This window comes from Streptomyces sp. NPDC046712 (assembly GCF_040645695.1).
Classification (GTDB): Bacteria; Actinomycetota; Actinomycetes; order Streptomycetales; family Streptomycetaceae; genus Streptomyces.
In genome coordinates this window covers 67721-84161 of sequence record NZ_JBEYYW010000035.1, presented here as the reverse complement: position 1 = coordinate 84161, position 16441 = coordinate 67721, and the positions used below count along the sequence as shown (strand labels likewise).

Annotated in this window: 17 protein-coding genes; 9 read left to right on the top strand and 8 right to left on the bottom strand. The window is 71.7% G+C overall.

The window, feature by feature from the left end; translation table 11 throughout:
- Positions 1–290: 290 nt before the first annotated feature.
- A complete protein-coding gene (locus ABZ939_RS32835; protein WP_361863466.1) occupies positions 291–965 on the bottom strand; it encodes a hypothetical protein in 675 nt (224 codons plus the stop codon).
- An 84-nt stretch (positions 966–1049) separates the two neighbouring features.
- Positions 1050–2600 carry a FadD3 family acyl-CoA ligase gene (locus ABZ939_RS32830; protein WP_361863463.1) on the bottom strand — a complete coding sequence of 517 codons (1551 nt, stop codon included), beginning with the start codon at positions 2598–2600 and terminating at the stop codon, positions 1050–1052.
- Positions 2601–2692: 92 nt separating this feature from the next.
- Here ABZ939_RS32830 and ABZ939_RS32825 point away from each other — a divergent pair, with 92 nt between their 5' ends.
- From ABZ939_RS32825 to ABZ939_RS32815, 3 genes are read left to right on the top strand one after another with little or no spacing between them, the layout of a single operon-like run.
- The gene (locus ABZ939_RS32825) at positions 2693–3835 is read left to right on the top strand and encodes a lipid-transfer protein (protein ID WP_361863460.1); all 1143 of its coding nucleotides are present in this window, start codon (positions 2693–2695) and stop codon (positions 3833–3835) included.
- Between the two features lie 7 nt (positions 3836–3842).
- The gene (locus ABZ939_RS32820) at positions 3843–4268 is read left to right on the top strand and encodes an OB-fold domain-containing protein (RefSeq protein WP_361863457.1); all 426 of its coding nucleotides are present in this window, start codon (positions 3843–3845) and stop codon (positions 4266–4268) included.
- On the top strand, positions 4265–5035 hold the full coding sequence (locus ABZ939_RS32815) for an enoyl-CoA hydratase/isomerase family protein (protein WP_361863454.1): 771 nt from the start codon (positions 4265–4267) through the stop codon (positions 5033–5035). The genes ABZ939_RS32820 and ABZ939_RS32815 overlap by 4 nt, the downstream gene beginning before the upstream one ends.
- Before the next feature lie 3 nt (positions 5036–5038).
- Here the strand turns inward: ABZ939_RS32815 and ABZ939_RS32810 are convergent, their stop codons facing one another.
- The gene (locus ABZ939_RS32810; RefSeq protein WP_361863451.1) at positions 5039–5599 is read right to left on the bottom strand and encodes a hypothetical protein; all 561 of its coding nucleotides are present in this window, start codon (positions 5597–5599) and stop codon (positions 5039–5041) included.
- 105 nt (positions 5600–5704) lie between these two features.
- Between ABZ939_RS32810 and ABZ939_RS32805 the strand changes: the two genes are divergently transcribed.
- Entirely contained in the window at positions 5705–6334 is a 630-nt protein-coding gene (locus ABZ939_RS32805; RefSeq protein WP_361863449.1) for a hypothetical protein, read from the top strand.
- A gap of 9 nt (positions 6335–6343) precedes the next feature.
- On the opposite strand, the gene ABZ939_RS32800 is transcribed toward ABZ939_RS32805, so the two are convergent.
- Positions 6344–8722 carry a PQQ-binding-like beta-propeller repeat protein gene (locus ABZ939_RS32800; RefSeq protein WP_361863446.1) on the bottom strand — a complete coding sequence of 793 codons (2379 nt, stop codon included), beginning with the start codon at positions 8720–8722 and terminating at the stop codon, positions 6344–6346.
- Positions 8723–8825: 103 nt separating this feature from the next.
- Positions 8826–9716, bottom strand: coding sequence for a VOC family protein (locus tag ABZ939_RS32795; protein WP_361863443.1), 891 nt, complete (start codon positions 9714–9716; stop codon positions 8826–8828).
- 239 nt (positions 9717–9955) lie between these two features.
- On the opposite strand from ABZ939_RS32795, the gene ABZ939_RS32790 reads away from it, so the two are divergent.
- Positions 9956–10603, top strand: coding sequence for a TetR family transcriptional regulator (locus tag ABZ939_RS32790; protein ID WP_361863440.1), 648 nt, complete (start codon positions 9956–9958; stop codon positions 10601–10603).
- Positions 10604–10763: 160 nt separating this feature from the next.
- Here the strand turns inward: ABZ939_RS32790 and ABZ939_RS32785 are convergent, their stop codons facing one another.
- The 3 genes from ABZ939_RS32785 to ABZ939_RS32775 form a co-directional block, all read right to left on the bottom strand.
- The gene (locus tag ABZ939_RS32785; RefSeq protein WP_361863475.1) at positions 10764–11213 is read right to left on the bottom strand and encodes a nitroreductase family deazaflavin-dependent oxidoreductase; all 450 of its coding nucleotides are present in this window, start codon (positions 11211–11213) and stop codon (positions 10764–10766) included.
- Between the two features lie 23 nt (positions 11214–11236).
- On the bottom strand, positions 11237–12406 hold the full coding sequence (locus ABZ939_RS32780; protein ID WP_361863438.1) for an acyl-CoA dehydrogenase family protein: 1170 nt from the start codon (positions 12404–12406) through the stop codon (positions 11237–11239).
- A 68-nt stretch (positions 12407–12474) separates the two neighbouring features.
- On the bottom strand, positions 12475–12846 hold the full coding sequence (locus ABZ939_RS32775; protein WP_361863435.1) for a DUF1801 domain-containing protein: 372 nt from the start codon (positions 12844–12846) through the stop codon (positions 12475–12477).
- Positions 12847–12888: 42 nt separating this feature from the next.
- On the opposite strand from ABZ939_RS32775, the gene ABZ939_RS32770 reads away from it, so the two are divergent.
- The 4 genes from ABZ939_RS32770 to ABZ939_RS32755 all read left to right on the top strand — a co-directional run bounded on the left by ABZ939_RS32770 (position 12889) and on the right by ABZ939_RS32755 (position 16426).
- Positions 12889–14058, top strand: coding sequence for an acetyl-CoA acetyltransferase (locus ABZ939_RS32770; RefSeq protein ID WP_361863433.1), 1170 nt, complete (start codon positions 12889–12891; stop codon positions 14056–14058).
- Positions 14059–14244: 186 nt separating this feature from the next.
- Positions 14245–15495, top strand: a complete 1251-nt coding sequence (locus ABZ939_RS32765; RefSeq protein WP_361863430.1) for an FAD-dependent monooxygenase — start codon at positions 14245–14247, stop codon at positions 15493–15495.
- On the top strand, positions 15492–16145 hold the full coding sequence (locus ABZ939_RS32760; protein WP_361863427.1) for a pyridoxal 5'-phosphate synthase: 654 nt from the start codon (positions 15492–15494) through the stop codon (positions 16143–16145). The genes ABZ939_RS32765 and ABZ939_RS32760 overlap by 4 nt, the downstream gene beginning before the upstream one ends.
- A 32-nt stretch (positions 16146–16177) precedes the next feature.
- Entirely contained in the window at positions 16178–16426 is a 249-nt protein-coding gene (locus ABZ939_RS32755) for an SCO4226 family nickel-binding protein (RefSeq protein ID WP_361863424.1), read from the top strand.
- Positions 16427–16441: the final 15 nt, after the last annotated feature.

Genomic DNA, 16441 nt, shown 5'->3' with positions numbered 1-16441 from the left:
CAGGACGGCGGAGACCGGGGCGGGGGTGTCGAACTTCTGCATGATGTGCTCCTGTTGACTCGCTGTTTCCGATGAAGGAAAAGCTACGTTGCATTCAGAGATGCTTCAACAGGTTCGTTGCGCGCAATCGACATCATTGCAGGTGATGGCCGTAAAATTGTTGCAACGATCGTGCCAGGTAATGCAACGTCAGGCATCGATTCATTGCAATGAGTTGAAAGTGAATGCCATGAGGGCTGTGCGGGGCCCGCCTGCCTGTGGCTGAGGCGCGGCCCCGCGCAGCCGGCGCCTCAGCGGGCGAACGAGCCGATCCCGACCAGGCAGTACACGTACTCGTTGATGGTCGCTCCGTTGATCGTGTAGCGGTGGGAGAACGCGTACTGCGTCTTGGGGTTGTCGTTGCAGCGGTTCAGGTCCGACGTCAGCGGGATCGTCTCGATCACCCGGTAGTGCGCGTCCGACGCCGAGCAGGGGACCTCCTCGACGTCGCTCACGCTCTGCGCGGTCGTCGAGTCCGGCAGCCGTCCGTTGAGGCAGGTGCCCTTGGTGAACGGGTCCGGCGGCGCCTCCGTCGTGGGGGCGCCGGCGGGGTCGGTCGTCGCGGTGCCGAGCGGGCCTTCGGACGAGGGGGTGGACGAGGGGCTCGACGAGACGGTCGGCGACCCGGCGGTGGGGGTGTCGTCGTCGCTGTCGTTCGTGAGGACGAGCGCGGCGATCACGGCGCCGATGACGCCGAGCGTCACCAGGCAGCCGAGGCCGCCGGACTTGCGGGGCGGCTGCGGCGGCCCGGTCACCCGGATGCGCAGAAGCACCGTGCCGTCTCCGACCTGCGCCGGGACGACGTCGCCGTCACGGCACGGCGGGATACGGATGTGGGCGGGTCCGGTCGGCAGGGTGACGGTGAGGATCACGCCCCCCGCGGCCTGCTGAGGGGTCAGGGATATGGGGAGTTCTGGCGACGACACCGGCTGCTCCAAGGGGACGGAAGCGGATGAGGGTCCGTGCGGATTGTGTCGGGCGCACCCACACCGAAGCTGACGTTCCGCCAGTCAGGCACGATGTTGTGACCTGAGCACCCCCTTCACCACCTTCCCGCTCGCGTTCCGCGGCAGCTCCGCAACGAACTCCACCTCCCGCGGCACCTTGTAGTTCGCCATCTCCCGGCGTGCCCACGCGATCAGGTCGTCGCCCGTCACCCGGGCCCCCGCCCGCCGGACCGCGAAGGCCTTGCCCACCTCGCCGAGCCGCGGGTCGGGGATGCCGATGACCGCGACATCGGCGATGTCGGGGTGCAGGCCCAGGAGTTGCTCGATCTCCGCCGGGTAGGCGTTGAACCCGCCGACGATGAACATGTCCTTGATGCGGTCCGTGATCCGCAGGTTGCCGGCCTCGTCCAGGACGCCCACGTCGCCCGTGTGGAGCCAGCCGTCCGCGTCGATCGCCCGGGCCGTCTCCTCCTCGTCCTCGAAGTAGCCGCTCATGACGTGGTGACCGCGCACCAGGACCTCGCCCGCCGCCGAGAGACGGACCTCCGTGTCGGGGATCGGCCGCCCCGAGGTGGTCGCGATGACGTCCGCCGGGTCACCCCTGCGGCACATGGTGACGATGCCGCTCGCCTCGGAGAGGCCGTACGCCGTGAGGACCGTGCCGACCCCCAGCTCGCCGCGCAGCCGCTCGACCAGTCGCAGCGGTACGACGGCGGCGCCGGTGACCACCAGGCGCAGCGCGGAGAGGTCGTACGAGGACCGGGCGGGGTGGTCCAGGAGCGACTGGTGCAGGGTCGGCGGGCCGGGCAGGACCGAGATGCGTTCGGCGGCGATGTTCGCGAGGACGGTGTCCACGTTGAAGACGGGCTGCGGGACCATCACCGCGCCCCGCATCAGGCAGGCGATGATCCCGGCCTTGTAGCCGAAGGTGTGGAAGAACGGGTTCACGATCAGATAGCGGTCGCCCTCCCGCAGGCCCGCGAGGTCCGACCAGATCCCGTAACAGCGCAGCGTCTGGGCGTGTGTGATCACCGCGCCCTTCGGGGCGCCCGTCGTCCCCGAGGTGTAGATGATGTCCGAGGGGTCTTCGGAGGAGATGGCGCCGGCCCGTGCGCGGACCTCGGCCGAGGAGACGGACTCGCCCTCCGCGAGGAAGTCCTTCCAGGTCGTGTAGTCCTCTGGCGCCGCGTCCGCGAGCACCACCACCCGCTCCAGGTACGGGAGTTCCACCCCCGCGCGGCGCAGCGACGCGACGTACGACGTACCCAGGAACGTCCCCGTGATGAACAGCAGTTTCGCCCGGGACCGCGCGAGCACGTACGCCGCCTCCGTGCCCTTGAAGCGGGTGTTCAGCGGGACGAGCACCGCTCCCGCCGTCACCGCCCCGAGCGCCGAGACGATCCAGTCCAGGGTGTTCGGCGCCCAGATCGCGACCCGGTCGCCGGGCCGCACGCCCGTCGCCAGACAGGCCGCCGCCGCGCGCTCGACGCGTTCGCCCAGCTCCTCGTACGAGATGCGGGTACGGCCGTCGACAACCGCCTCCGCCGTCCCGTACCGTTCGGCCGCCGAGCGCACGAGCCCCGCTATCGAGCCCCATTCCAGGTCACCGCGCATTGCCGTCCCTCCCGCCGCACCCGTAGCTGACTATCCGTCAGATTAGCTGTAGCCTGACGCGCTGTCAGCAGCTCGCCATCGGGGAGGTTGCAGTGCTCAAGGACGCCACGGCCATCGTCGGGATCGGACAGACGCCCTTCGCGAAACGGCTTCCCGAGTCCGAGAAGACGCTCGCCTGCCGGGCGATCCTCGCCGCCCTCGACGACGCCGGCATCACACCCTCCGAGGTCGACGCCTTCGCCTCGTACACCATGGAGGAGACGGACGAGGTCGAGGTCGCCAAGGCCATCGGCGCAGGCGACGTCACCTTCTTCTCCAAGGTCGGCTACGGCGGGGGCGGCTCGTGCGCGACCGTCGGCCATCTCGCCGCCGCCGTCGCCACCGGGCAGGCGAGCGTCGGCGTGGCCTGGCGCTCACGGAAGCGCGGCAGCGGCCCCCGGCCGTGGACGAACACGAAGGCTCAGCTCGCCACCCCCGGCCAGTGGACCCGGCCCTTCGGACTCCTCCGCCCCACCGACGAGATCGGGATGCTCGCCCGCCGCTACATGCACGAGTACGGCGCCACCCGCGACCACCTCTTCAACGTCGCCCTCGCCTGCCGCAACCGCGCCAACCAGAACCCAGCCGCGATCATGTACGAGCGCCCACTGACCCGCGAGATGTACATGACCGCCCGCTGGATCAGCGAACCCCTCTGCCTCTTCGACAACTGCCTGGAGACGGACGGGGCCCTTGCCTGCGTCATCGTGAGCGCCGAACGGGCCCGCGACTGCCGCCAGAAGCCCGTCTACGTCCACTCCGTCGCCCAGGGCCTGCCCGCCCAGCACCACGGGATGGTCAACTACTGGAACGACGACCCGCTCTCGGGCCCCGCCTGGACCGCCGCCCGACACCTCTGGAAACAGGCCGACTTCGGCCCCGAGGACGTCGACGTCGCCCAGATCTACGACGCGTTCACCCCGCTCATCCCGCTCTCCCTCGAGGGGTACGGATTCTGCGGCAGAGGCGAGGGCGCCGCGTTCACCGAGGGCGGCGCCCTGGAGATCGGCGGACGACTGCCGATCAACACCGGCGGCGGCGGGCTCTCCGAGGCGTACGTGCACGGCTTCAACCTCATCAACGAGGGCGTGAAGCAGCTCCGCGGCGCCTCGACCGCCCAGGTCCCGAACGCCGCCACCTGCCTGGTCACCGCCGGTGAGGGTGTCCCCACGTCGGCGATTCTTCTGAGGAGTTGAGACCGCCATGCTGACCCCTGTCGTCGACGAGGACGGCGCCCCCTTCTGGGAGCACGCCGCCCGGGGCGAACTCCGGATCCAGAGCTGCACGGACTGCGGCGAACTGCGTTTCCCGCCCCGGCCCTGCTGCCCGCACTGCCAGTCCTTCCGGAGCGAGTGGCGCCGGATGTCCGGCCGCGGCCGGATCTGGTCGTACGTGCTGCCCCACCCGCCGCTCCTGCCCGACTACGCCGCCCAGGCCCCCTACAACGCCGTCGTCGTCGAACTCGCCGACGCCCCCCGCATCCGCCTCGTCGGCAACGTGGTCGCCGCCCCGGACGCCCCGCTCGACTCGGTCGATCCCGCGCGGCTGCGGATCGGGGCCGGCGTGAAGGTGACCTTCGCCGAGATCGACGGCGTCACGGTGCCGCGCTGGCTCCTGGAGCGCGGATGACCATCACCGTCGCGCACGACAAGGAGACGGGCGTCGCGGTCGTCACCCTCAACCGGGCCGAGAAGCACAACGCCGTCACCCTGGACATGGCCTGCCAACTGTCCGCCACTTGGCGGGAGTTCCGGTACGACGACACCGTACGGGCGATCGTCGTCACCGGCGCCGGCAGCAAGGCCTTCTGCACCGGCATCGACCGCTACGCCGAGGTCCCGCAGCCCTCCTCCCCGTACACGATCGACGACCCGCTGATCGCGATCGGCCCCAAGGCGAACGACCTGTGGAAACCGGTCGTCGCCGCCGTCGAGGGGATGGCCTGCGGCGGGGCGTTCTACCTGCTCGGGGAGGCCGAGTTCCTCGTCGCCGGCGAGGGCGCCTCGTTCTTCGACCCGCACACCACCTACGGGATGGTCAGCGCCTTCGAGACCATCCACATGGCACAGAAGATGCCGTTCGGGGAGGTGGCGCGCATGGCGCTGATGGGGACGGCCGAGCGGATCTCGGCCCGCCGGGCGTACGAGACGGGGCTCGTCTCCGAGCTGACGGAGCCCGGCGGCGCGCTGGACGCCGCCCGCCGGGCCGCCGCCGTCATCGCCGGGTATCCGACCGAGGCGGTCCAGGGCACCGTCCGGGCCCTGTGGTCGGCCAAGGAGGCCGCCAGGGCCCAGGCCCTCGCCCACGCCCCGCACCTGATCACGCTCGGGAACCTGGCGCCGGAGCGGCAGGCGGAGCTGTTCACGAGGAGGGGGACGGGCTTCCGGACGCGGTAGGGGTCAGGGCGTGCCCACGCGCCAGACCTCGCACTTCTTCACCTGGTCCACGGCCTTCGGCTTCGCCATGGCGACGTCGAATCGCATGGACTCGCCGGGCTCGACGGTCACCACCTTGTCGACCGTGTCGACCACCGCTGCCTCGCCCCGGAACTGCAGCGTGACCTTCACGGTCTCCTTGACGGTCGCGCGCGAGGTGATCTCCAGCGTCGCCGTGGTGTCCGCCTTGCGGGCCGGCTTGCCCTTGCGCTTCTTCTGGGCGGGCTCCACGCAGTCCACGACCACGACCTCGAAGTCCGACGTGGGAGAGGCCGTGACCGTCGGCGTGGCGGGCTCGGTGGTGTACTCGCCGCCGCCGGAGCCGCCGCCCGAGGTGCCGTCGTAGTCGTCGTTCTTCTTCTTGGAGCTGGAGCAGCCACCGCCGTCCGAGCCACTGCTCCTGCTCTTGCCGCTGCCGCTCTTGCCGCCACTGCTGCTCGTCTGGAAGCCCGTCAGCGCGAGCATCACCACCGTGAGCGTCGCCGCGAGCCTCATGCCCCGCCGGCGCGCCGTCCCCGAAGCCATCCCGGCCCTTTCTGTCGTGTCCGCGCCACCCTAGCGCCGCGTGGCGGGGCCCCCGCACCCGGCGTAGCGTCGACACCGGGAGCCGGACCGTAAGGAGGCCGATCGATGGTCCGCAACGTGATCGGCTCGGTTCTGGCACTCGCCGGAGCGACGGCCGCCGTCTGGAGCCCCTTCCGTGCCTGGTACGACGGCCGTCACGGCAGCGATTACCCCATCGAGGACCTGTTCGGCGGCATCACCGACGCCAGGGCGGATGTGATCGCCTCGATCCTGCTGCCCTTCGTCTTCGCCGCCCTGGTCACCCTGGCGGGTGTGGTGTTCCGCTCCCGCCTGCTCGTGGCCCTCGCCGGGCTGATCGTGCTCGGCTTCACCATCCTGTGGATGGTCCGCGTCGGCCAGGCCGAGGGCGGCCTGACGATCAGCGGCAACGGCGCGGGACTGGGCGACGGCGTCGCGAACGCCTTCGGCGGCGGGATACTGCTCCTCATCGGCTCCGCGGTCATGTCGGGCCGTACCCGCACGCACCACGTCCGCCTCGAACCGGAGCCGCACCCGCCCACGCACCCGACGACACCGGCCGGGCCGTACGAGACGCCCGGGCCGTACGAGTCGCCCGGGCCGTACGGGACGCCGGGCCCGTACGAGACGCCGGGCCCGTACGAGACACCCACGCGCACCATGGACGTGCCCACCTGGGACCCGAACCGCGAGCCGCCCCCCGACCACCGGGCGTAGCCGGACCCGTCACGCCCTCGGCGCCGCCGCCCCCCGCCCCGTCGCCGTGCCCTTCACCGCGTCCAGCGCGTACACACAGCGGTCCTTGCTGCACGCGTACACGACCCCGGCCCGCGCCACCGGCGAACCGGTGATCTCGCCGCCGGTCGCCAGCTTCCAGCGCAGCTGACCGCCCATCGCGTCCAGCGTGTACAGGACGTGGTCCGCCGAACCGAAGTGCACCCGGCCGTCGGCGACGACCGGCGTGCCGATCAGCTCGCCGCCCGCCGCGAACCGCCACTTCGGCGTGCCGGTCACCGCGTCGAGCGTGTACAGCGCGCTGCCGCTGCCCACATGGACGTTCCCGTCGACGACGAGCACCGGCTCGATCGACTGACGGGACTCGGTCGCGATCCGCCAGCGGTCCTGCCCGGTCGTCGCGTCCAGCGCGTACACCGTGCCGAGGTAGTCGGCGAGATAAACCCCGCCGCCCGTGACGGCGGGGCCGGGCGCGAACGCGGGCGGGGAGAGGAAGACGGCGGGCGCCTCGAAGTGCCAGCGGACGTGCCCGCCGGCGATGTCGATCGACAGCACGCGCGTACCGGCCGCGACGTACACACAACCGTCCTCCGCCGGGGCCACCCGCACCGGGACGTTGCCGCAGGAGGCGGCGTCGCCGACCGGGTACGACCAGCGCTCCACACCGGTACGGGCGTCCAGCGCCTGCAGCCTGGCGTCGCGCCACACGTACACCGTGTCGCCGTGGACGGCGGGCCCCGCCTCCGGGGTCTCGAAGTCCGTCTGGGCGCCGGTGATCTCCCACAGCTTGGCGCCGTTGGACGCCTCCCAGGCCTGCACCCCGCCACCCCGGGTGCCGGTGACGACCGTGCCCCGGTCGACCTTCAGGGAGTACACCCAGGCATCCGTCTGGAGCCGCCAGCGCTCGCTGCCGTCGGCGGCGTCGAGCGCGTACAGCGTGGGCCCGTCGGAGGCGTGGATACGGCCCTGGGCCAGGGCCATGGACCAGGCCACGTCCCGCGTCTTGAACTGGCGGCGGCCACTGGCCACGTCCAGGGCGTGCACCTCGAAGGAGGTGACGTAGAGGAGGTCGCCGGCGACGACCGGGGTGCCCCAGACGTCGTTCGACATCCGGAAGCGCCAGGGCCGCCAGTGCGCCGGTTCCTGCGCGGCCTCCGGCGCCTGGGCGGGCGACGGCAGCGGGCGGGAGCCGGGCGGGGGGCCGGGCTCGGCGCCGTTCGCACCGCCGCCGGGCGGGCGGATCCAGCCGGTCGCCGGGCCCGCGTCGGAGCGGACGGCGGCGCGGGTGTCGGCGACCCGGGGGCCGGGGCCGATCGGGACGGCGGCACCGGCGAGCCGGACGGGACCGGCGGCCTCGGCCGGGGCGGCGTGGCGCCCGCCGGCCGCCTGACCGGAGTGCGGATCGCCGCTCCACTCCGGCGCGGGCCGCGGCGGGCGCGGCGGTGTCGGCGGGGTGGGCGGGGGCGGAGGGTTCGGACGCCCGCCGCGGCGCGCCTCGATCATGGCCGTGGCGCGCTGGGGCAGCCAGGCCGAGGCCGTACCGCTGTCGTCGCTGCCGGAGCCGAAGAGATGGGGGGCGAGCTGGGCCTGGAGGTCGGCCGGGGTGGGCCGGCGCGAGACGTCCATCTGCATGCAGGACTCGATGAGCGGGCGCAGCTCGTCCGGCAGACCCTCCAGGTCCGGGCCCTCCCTGAGCAGCATGAAGACGGTCTCGACGGGGTTGGCGCCGTGGAACGGGGCGTGACCGGTGGCCGCGAAGACCAGCATCGAGCCGAGCGAGAACACATCGCTGGCACCGGTGACGCTGCGCGAGTCACGGGCCTGCTCGGGCGACATGTACGCGGGCGTGCCGACGGCCACGTTGGTCATGGTCAGGCGGGTGTTCGAGACGCCGGACGCGATGCCGAAGTCGATCACCCGGGGGCCGTCCTCGACCACGAGGACGTTGGACGGCTTGAGGTCGCGGTGGACCAGACCCGCGCCGTGGATGGACTGCAGGGCCTCGGCGACACCGGCGGCCAGCCAGCGCACGGCCTGGGCCGGCAGCGGCCCGCACTCGTTCACTATCTCTTCGAGGGAGGGCGCGGGAACGTACGCGGTGGCCAGCCAGGGCACGGCGGCCCGGGGATCGGCGTCGACGACGGCGGCCGTGTAGAAGCCGGAGACGGCCCGCGCGGCCTCGACCTCACGGGTGAAACGGACACGGAACAGCTGGTCCTCGGCGAGCTCGGTCCGCACGGTCTTGATCGCCACGCGCCGCCCGGACGCCGAGCGCGCGAGATAGACCAGACCCATGCCACCTGCACCGAGCCGGCCCAGCACCTCGAAGGGCCCGATCCGTCTCGGGTCGTGCTGCGTCAGCTGCTCCACTTGCCTGCCACCTCCCCGTACGGGCCATGAGGGTACGGCCCCGTGGCCCTGATTCTTCCTGTCCGAGGCGGCGGTTGCGAACCCGGGGGCGGATCGGGGTGTCTTACCTCATATCGTCGGACGGGGTGGAGGGTTTTTCAGCCGATTCGACAGGTTCGTCGGGCGACTCGTCGGCCGGCTTCTCGGCGAGGTCCGCGGCCGGCGCCTCGGTCGTCTCGTCCGCGGGCTCCGCGAGGACGGCGAAGCGGGCGCCCTGGTTGTCGCGGAGGACCGCGATGCGGCCGTGCGGGGTGTCGAAGGGCGGGTTCGTGATCCGGCCGCCGAGGGAGACCGCGGTCGCGCAGGTCTCGTCGCAGTCCGTGACGGCGAAGTAGATGAGGACGTGGCCCGGCATCTCGGCCGGGAAGGCCTCGGTGAGGACGGCGCGACCGCCGAAGGCCGTGTCGTCGCCGGGGCGGGAGCCGGGCGGTGACCAGACGCGGTAGTCGAAGTCGCCCGCTCTGCCCTCCTCGGCCGGTTCCACCTGGCGGCCGAGATAGCCGAAGACCTTGGCGTAGAAGGTGTCGACCGCGTCCCGTTCCCTCGTGTAGACCTCCATCCAGCAGAAGGAACCGGGCTGCATCGTCTTCTCGAAGCCGTCGTCGTCACCGGCCTGGCGCAGGCCGAAGACGGCGCCGCCGGGGTCGGCCGCGAGGGCCACGACGCCGAAGGGGCCGACGGGATAGGGCTCCATGATCATCTGGCCGCCGGCGGCCTTGATGCGGGCGGAGAGCGTGCCGGCGTTCTCGGTGGCGAGATAGACGGTCCAGGTCGTGGGCATCCGGCCGTCCCGCTTCGGTACGAGACCGGCGACGCGCTTGCCGTCGCTGAGGGCCTCGTCGCGGTCGGGGTCGAAGGTCCAGCCGAAGAGCTCGCCGTAGAACCGCTTCCCCGCCTCGAGGTCGGGGAGCTGCGCTTCCACCCAGCACGGGGTGCCCTCTGTGAATGCGGCCATGTCTCCACGCTAGGTCCGGGTGACCCGCCCCGCACGCCCCGTAATCGAACATACCGCCATATAGGGACCTGGCGGACCCCGATTTCCTTGAGTTGTCCACCGAAGTTGTCCACAGGCTGTTAATAAGCCTTTTTGAGTGCGGGGCGTCTCTCCGGCCCCGGGGACCTGCCCGGGAGGGGGTGCACCCCATTTGCAGTCGGCCGAATCGCGCGCCGATCACCCCTCGGTAAGCTGACGGCATGACAGGACAAGTGCGCACCGTCGACGGCCGCGTGGCCGGACGACGCGGTCAGGCGACGCGGCAGAAGCTGCTTGACTGCCTCAGCGAGATGCTCAGCTCCTCGCCGTACCGGGACGTCAAGGTCATCGACGTGGCCCGGAAGGCGGGCACTTCACCCGCGACGTTCTATCAGTACTTCCCCGACGTCGAGGGCGCCGTCCTCGAGATCGCGGAGGAAATGGCCAAGGAGGGCGCGGGGTTGACCGATCTGGTCTCCGGCCGCTCCTGGGTCGGCAAGGCCGGCTGGCAGACCTCCGAGGAACTCGTCGAGGGTTTCCTGGACTTCTGGCGCCGGCACGACGCGATCCTGCGGGTCGTGGATCTCGGGGCCGCGGAGGGCGACAAGCGGTTCTACAAGATCCGCATGAAGATCCTGAACTCGGTCACCAACTCCCTTACGGACACGGTGAAGGAGCTCCAGGCGAAGGGCAAGGTCGACAAGGACGTCAGCCCCGCGGCGATGGCGGGCTCCCTGGTGGCGATGCTGGCCTCGGTGGCCGGCCACCAGAAGGGCTTCCAGACCTGGGGTGTGAAGCAGGCCGAACTCAAGCCGAATCTGGCGCTGTTGGTGCACCTCGGGATCACGGGCAAGAAGCCGACGAAGTAGCCCGACCCGTCCCGCGGCCGGCCTCCCGGCCCCCTGCCCCCATCCGTCCTGTCGCGCCGACGGCGGTCCCGTTCGAGAGACTGCCGTCGGCGTTCTTGCGTCCGGCGGGCATACGTCCCCGCGTCCGACGGGCACACGCTCCCGCGTCCGGCGGCCGGTCCTACCGCCTCGTCAGGCGGAAGAGCCTGATCTCCCGCTCCACCCTGGCCTGGTACGTCGCGTACGGCGGCCAGAATCCGAGCGCCGCCTTCCAGGCCGCCGCCCGCTCCTCGCCGCCCAGCAGCTCGGCCCGTACAGGGATCGTCTCGCCGCGCCAACTCACCTCCGCCTCCGGGTGCTTCAGCAGGTTGCCGGTCCAGGCAGGGTGCCCTTCGCGCCCGAAGTTGGACCCGATCAGCAGCCAGGTTCCGCCGGGCTCGGGCATGCAGGCCAGCGGGGTCACCCGGGGCAGCCCCGACTTCGCACCCCGTACGGTGAGGACGAGGCCCGGCAGCATCTGGGCGCTCAGCATCACCTTCCCCCGGGTCAGCCGGTGCACCGCCCGGTCCATCGCCGGGATGAAGTGCGGGGCGACCTTCGCGAACGTCCGCGTGGACGACACCTTCTGCATCAGACGTACTCCGACGGCAGCCACTACGCCGCCACCTCCCCGAAGAGTCCGGTCTCCTGCGCCACCCGCGCCCTGAGCCGTCGCACAGGCCCGAAGAGCAGCTCATCGGCGGTCGCCCGTTTGAAGTACAGGTGGGCCTCGTGCTCCCAGGTGAAGCCGATGCCGCCGTGCAGCTGGATCGTCTCCCCCGCCACCGCCCGCAGCGCCTCCAGGGCGGCCGCGAGCGCGAGGGTCCCGGTGTCCGGTTCGCGGGCGGCGCCGTACGCCAGCGAGCGCGCCGCCTCCACCTGTACGTACAGGTCTGCGAGCCGGTGTTTGACCGCCTGGAAGGAGCCGACGGGCCGGCCGAACTGCTCGCGGGACCCGACGTACTCGACCGTGCGGTCCAGGGCCGCCTGGGCCGTGCCGACGGCCTCGGCCGCGAGGGCCGTCGCCGCCGTGCGCCCTGTCGCGGCGAGCGCCCCGAGCACGTCGACCGGCTCCTCCCCGAGCAACTCGGCGTCCACGTCCCGCAGTTGTACGGAGGCTTGGGAGCGCGTCACGTCCAGGGACGGCTGCCGTACGCGGACGAGTCCGGCGGCCTCGCCGCGTACCAGGAAGAGCAGGGTCCGGCTGCGTGCGAAGCCGCCTGCATGGGCGGCGACGAGGAGCAGCCCGGCGCTGTGCCCGTCGAGGACCTGGGCCGCCTCCCCGTACAGCTGCCACCGCCCCTCCCCGTTCCGCGCCTGCACGCCGCCCGCGCGTCCGCCCCCGGCCCAGGGGTCCGCGGCGTTGTCGCCGGTCAGTCCGAGCGCGAGGGCGAGGGAGCCGCCGGCCACGGCGAGGGCGCAGGTCACGGAGCCGTCGGCGATGTGCGGCAGGAGCTCGGCGCGCTGTCGTTCGCTGCCGAGGGCGGCGATCAGCGGTGCGGCGAGGACGGCGGTGGCGAGGAGCGGGGAGGGGGCGAGGGCCCGGCCGGTCTCCTCGCAGGCGAGGGCGAGTTCGGCGGGCCCGCAGCCCACACCGCCGTACTCCTCGGGCAGGGCGAGTCCGGCGAGTCCGAGGGTGCCGGACATCCGGTGCCACAGGTCGGTGTCGTACCCCTCGGGGGTCGCGACGGCGGCGCGGACCTCGGCGGGTCCGGAGCGTTTGGCGAGCAGTTCGCGCAGGGTGCGGCGGATCTCGTCCTGCTCCGCGGTGAAGGCGGCGTCCATGGAGCTCCCCTCCGTATCTGACGGCCCGTCATGTTAGGGCCGGGAGGGGCAGAAGCACAGAGCCGGGATCAGCAGATCTCGCCGGGGCCCCGCGCGGTCGCCCGCAGGAGATCGCGTACGAGGTCGAAGTCGACGTTCTCCGTGCGCCGGAAGCGCAGGCATCCCTTACCCATGTCCTGGCCGGCCAGGCGGTCCTCGAAGCCCTCCCTGATGTCCGGCCGCATCAGATAGAAGGAGATGTAGTGCTTCTGCGCGGCGAAGGCGATCTCCGGCTCTCCGCCCGGGCGCCGGTACGCCGGCATTCCGTAGGCCATGACCTCCTCGAAGCCGTGGAGCTCCGTGCGGCACAGCTCGCGCAGCCGGACCAGGACCGTGAGCCGGTCCGTCTCCGGCATCTCGGCGAGGTAGCCGTCCACATCCTCGGCCGCACTTCTCGGCATCCGTTCCTCCCAGCTCGAACTATCTGATGTACCGTCAGATTCATGCCCACCACTTCACGGAACCGCGCCGGGCGCCGCGTCGCCGTCGTCGGCATATCCCTCTCCGACTGCGGCCGGGTCGACGAGGCCACTCCCTACACTCTGCACGCCCAGGCCGCTCGCCGCGCCCTCGCGGACAGCGGACTCGACCGCTCGGTGATCGACGGCCTCGCCTCGGCGGGGCTCGGCACGCTCGCCCCGGTCGAGGTCGCCGAGTATCTGGGCCTGCGGCCCCGCTGGGTGGACTCCACCGCCGTCGGTGGCGCCACCTGGGAGGTGATGGCCGCGCACGCGGCCGACGCCATCGCCGCGGGCCACGCCAACGCCGTCCTGCTGGTCTACGGATCGACCGCCCGCGCCGACATCAAGGCCCGGCGCCGCACCTCGAACCTCTCCTTCGGGGCGCGCGGCCCGCTGCAGTTCGAGGCCCCCCACGGACACACCCTGATCGCGAAGTACGCGATGGCCGCCCGCCGCCACATGCACGAGTACGGCACCACCCTGGAGCAGCTCGCCGAGGTGGCCGTCCAGGCGCGGGCGAACGCCGCGCTCAACCCGGAGGCGATGTTCCGCGAGCCGATCACCGTCGACGACGTGCTCGACGGGCCGATGATCGCGGATCCCTTCACCAAGCTGCACTGCTGCATCCGCAGCGACGGCGGCTGCGCGGTGCTGCTCGCGGCCGAGGAGTACGTGCCGGACACGGCGAAGGCGCCCGTGTGGATCCTCGGCACGGGCGAGCACGTCTCGCACACCACGATGTCGCAGTGGGAGGACTTCACGGTCTCCCCCGCCGCGGTCAGCGGCCGGCTCGCCTTCGAACGGGCGGGGGTGCGGCCGGAGGAGATCGACCTCGCGGAGATCTACGACGCCTTCACCTACATGACTCTGGTGACGCTGGAGGACCTGGGCTTCTGCGCCAAGGGCGAGGGCGGTCCGTTCATCGAGGAGAAGGGCCGGCTGCCCGTCAACACCGACGGCGGCGGCCTCTCGGCCTGCCATCCGGGGATGCGGGGGCTGTTCCTTCTGGTGGAGGCGGTGCGGCAGCTGCGCGGGGAGGCGCCGGGGCTACAGGTACGACGGGCCGACGGGAGCCTTCCGGAGCTCGCGGTGGCCTCGGGGACGGGCGGCTGGTTCTGCTCCTCCGGAACGGTGGTGCTGGGCCGGGGCTGAGGCTCGGGGACGGGGGCACTCACCGGAGCCGAACCTCGGAGACGGGGGCGCTCGCCCGGAGCCGAGCCTCGAACCAAGAATCCGAGCAGGATCTATACAGCTGTCATAGACAAGCGTGTAGGACAGTCGTATAGTCGTCTGTGCGGGGCCGGAGAGGCCCCGCACCACCCGACGAGGAGTCCTGCCATGACGCGCACGCCCGCCGACAAGACCGTCCTGATCTCCGGCGCCTCCGTCGCCGGCCCCGCCCTCGCCCTCTGGCTCCACCGCTACGGCTTCACCCCCACCGTCGTCGAGCGCGCCCCCGAACTCCGCACCGGCGGCTACAAGGTGGACATCCGCGGCACCGCCGTCGAGGTCTGCCGCCGCATGGGCGTCCTCGACGAGATCCGCGCCAACTCCACCGACATGGACGGCGGTTCGTACGTCGACGCGAACGGCCGCACGGTCGGACAGATGCCCGCCGAGATCTTCGGCGGCCGGGTCGAGCAGGACGACGAGATCATGCGCGGCGACCTCGCCCGGATCCTGTACGAGCGGACCCGCGACGACGTCGAGTACCTCTTCGGCGACTCCATCGCCGCCCTCGACGACGACGGCGACGGCGTCGACGTCACCTTCGAGAGCGGGACCCGCCGTCGCTTCGACCTGGTGGTCGGCGCCGACGGAATGCACTCGAACACCCGGCGCCTCGTCTTCGGCGACGAACAGCGCTTCAAACGCCATCTCGGCGCGTACATCTCGATCTTCACCGCCCCCAACCGGCTGGGCCTCACCCGCTGGGAGACGTACCACGCCCGCCCCGACAAGCTGATCTCCGTCTACAGCGCCGCGGGCGAGCAGGCGCACACCGCGAAGAACTGCTTCGTCTTCGCCTCGCCCGAGGAGCTCGCCTACGACCACCGCGACACCGAGCAGCAGAAGCGGCTGCTCGCCGACGCCTTCGCCGGCGACGACTGGGAGATCCCGCAGCTGATCGCGGACTCGGCCGCCGCGGACGACTTCTACTTCGACTCGATCGCCCTCATCGAGATGGACCGCTGGTCCAGCGGCCGCGTCGTCCTCCTCGGCGACGCCGCCCACTGCACCTCCCCCGCCTCGGGGCAGGGCACGGGCCTCGCCCTGACCGGCGCGTACGTCCTGGCGGGCGAGCTCGCGGCGGCGCGCGGCGACCACCGGGTCGCCTTCGAGGCGTACGAGCGCGAGATGCGGCCGGGCGTGGAGCTGAACCAGAAGTTCGCCGCCGGCTTCGTCAAGGAGATGACGGTCTCCTCCCGCTGGAAGATCGCCCTGCGCATGGCGATGGTCCGCACACTCCCCCGCACACCGTGGAAGAACCTCATCACGAAGAAGATCCGCGACGAGGTCCAGCGCGTCGCCAACGCCGTACCGGTGAAGGAGTACGGGCAGGCGTACGGGCCTAGGGTTGCCGCATGACCGACTTCGACAGCACGCTCCGCTCCCTCCGGGTCTGGGACACCGACCTGCCGGGCTTCGCCCCCGAGACCGCCCCCACCGAGCCGCTGCCCCTGTTCCACGACTGGTTCGTGGCGGCGGCGCGGGCGGGGCAGACCGAGCCGCACACGATGTCCCTCGCGACCGTCGACGAGGACGGGCGGCCCGACGTCCGTACGGTCATGCTGCACGGCGCCGACGAGCGCGGCTGGCACTTCGCCTCGCACGAGAGCAGCGCGAAGGGCCGCCAGCTCGCCGCCCGCCCCGAGGCCGCCCTCAGCTTCTACTGGCCGGTCCAGGGCCGCCAGGTCCGGCTGCGCGGCCCGGTCACCACGGGCACGAGCCGCGAGGCGTACGACGATCTGCACGCGCGCACGACGGGCGCCCTCGCCTCGGCCCTGGTCGGGCACCAGAGCGAGGTGCTCGGGTCGGCCGAGGAGCTGGCCCGGGCGAGCGAGGCGGCCTGGGAGCGGGCACAGGCGGAGCCGGAGGCTCACTCGCCCACCTGGACGCTGTACGTCCTGCAGCCGTCCGAGGTCGAGTTCTTCCAGGGCGACGAGCGGCGACGGCACGTGAGGCTCCGGTACCGCAGGGAAGCGGGGGCCTGGGTCCGCGAGCTGCTGTGGCCCTGAGGGCGCACCATGAGAGGAGGAGGTGGAACGAGATGAGTACGTACATGGACGTCCACCGGAACATGGTGGGCATCACCGCCGATCAGCTCAGGGAGGCGCACGCCGCCGACCTCGCCATAGAGAAGGACGAGGGCGTGCACTTCCAGAAGGCCTGGGCGGACCCCGAGTCCGGCACGGTCTACTGCCTCTCCACCGGACCCTCGGCCGACGCGGTCCAGCGGATCCACGAGCGCACAGGTCACGCCGCCGACGAGATCCACGAGGTGCCGCTCAGCGTCTGAGGGAAAGCGCGGCCG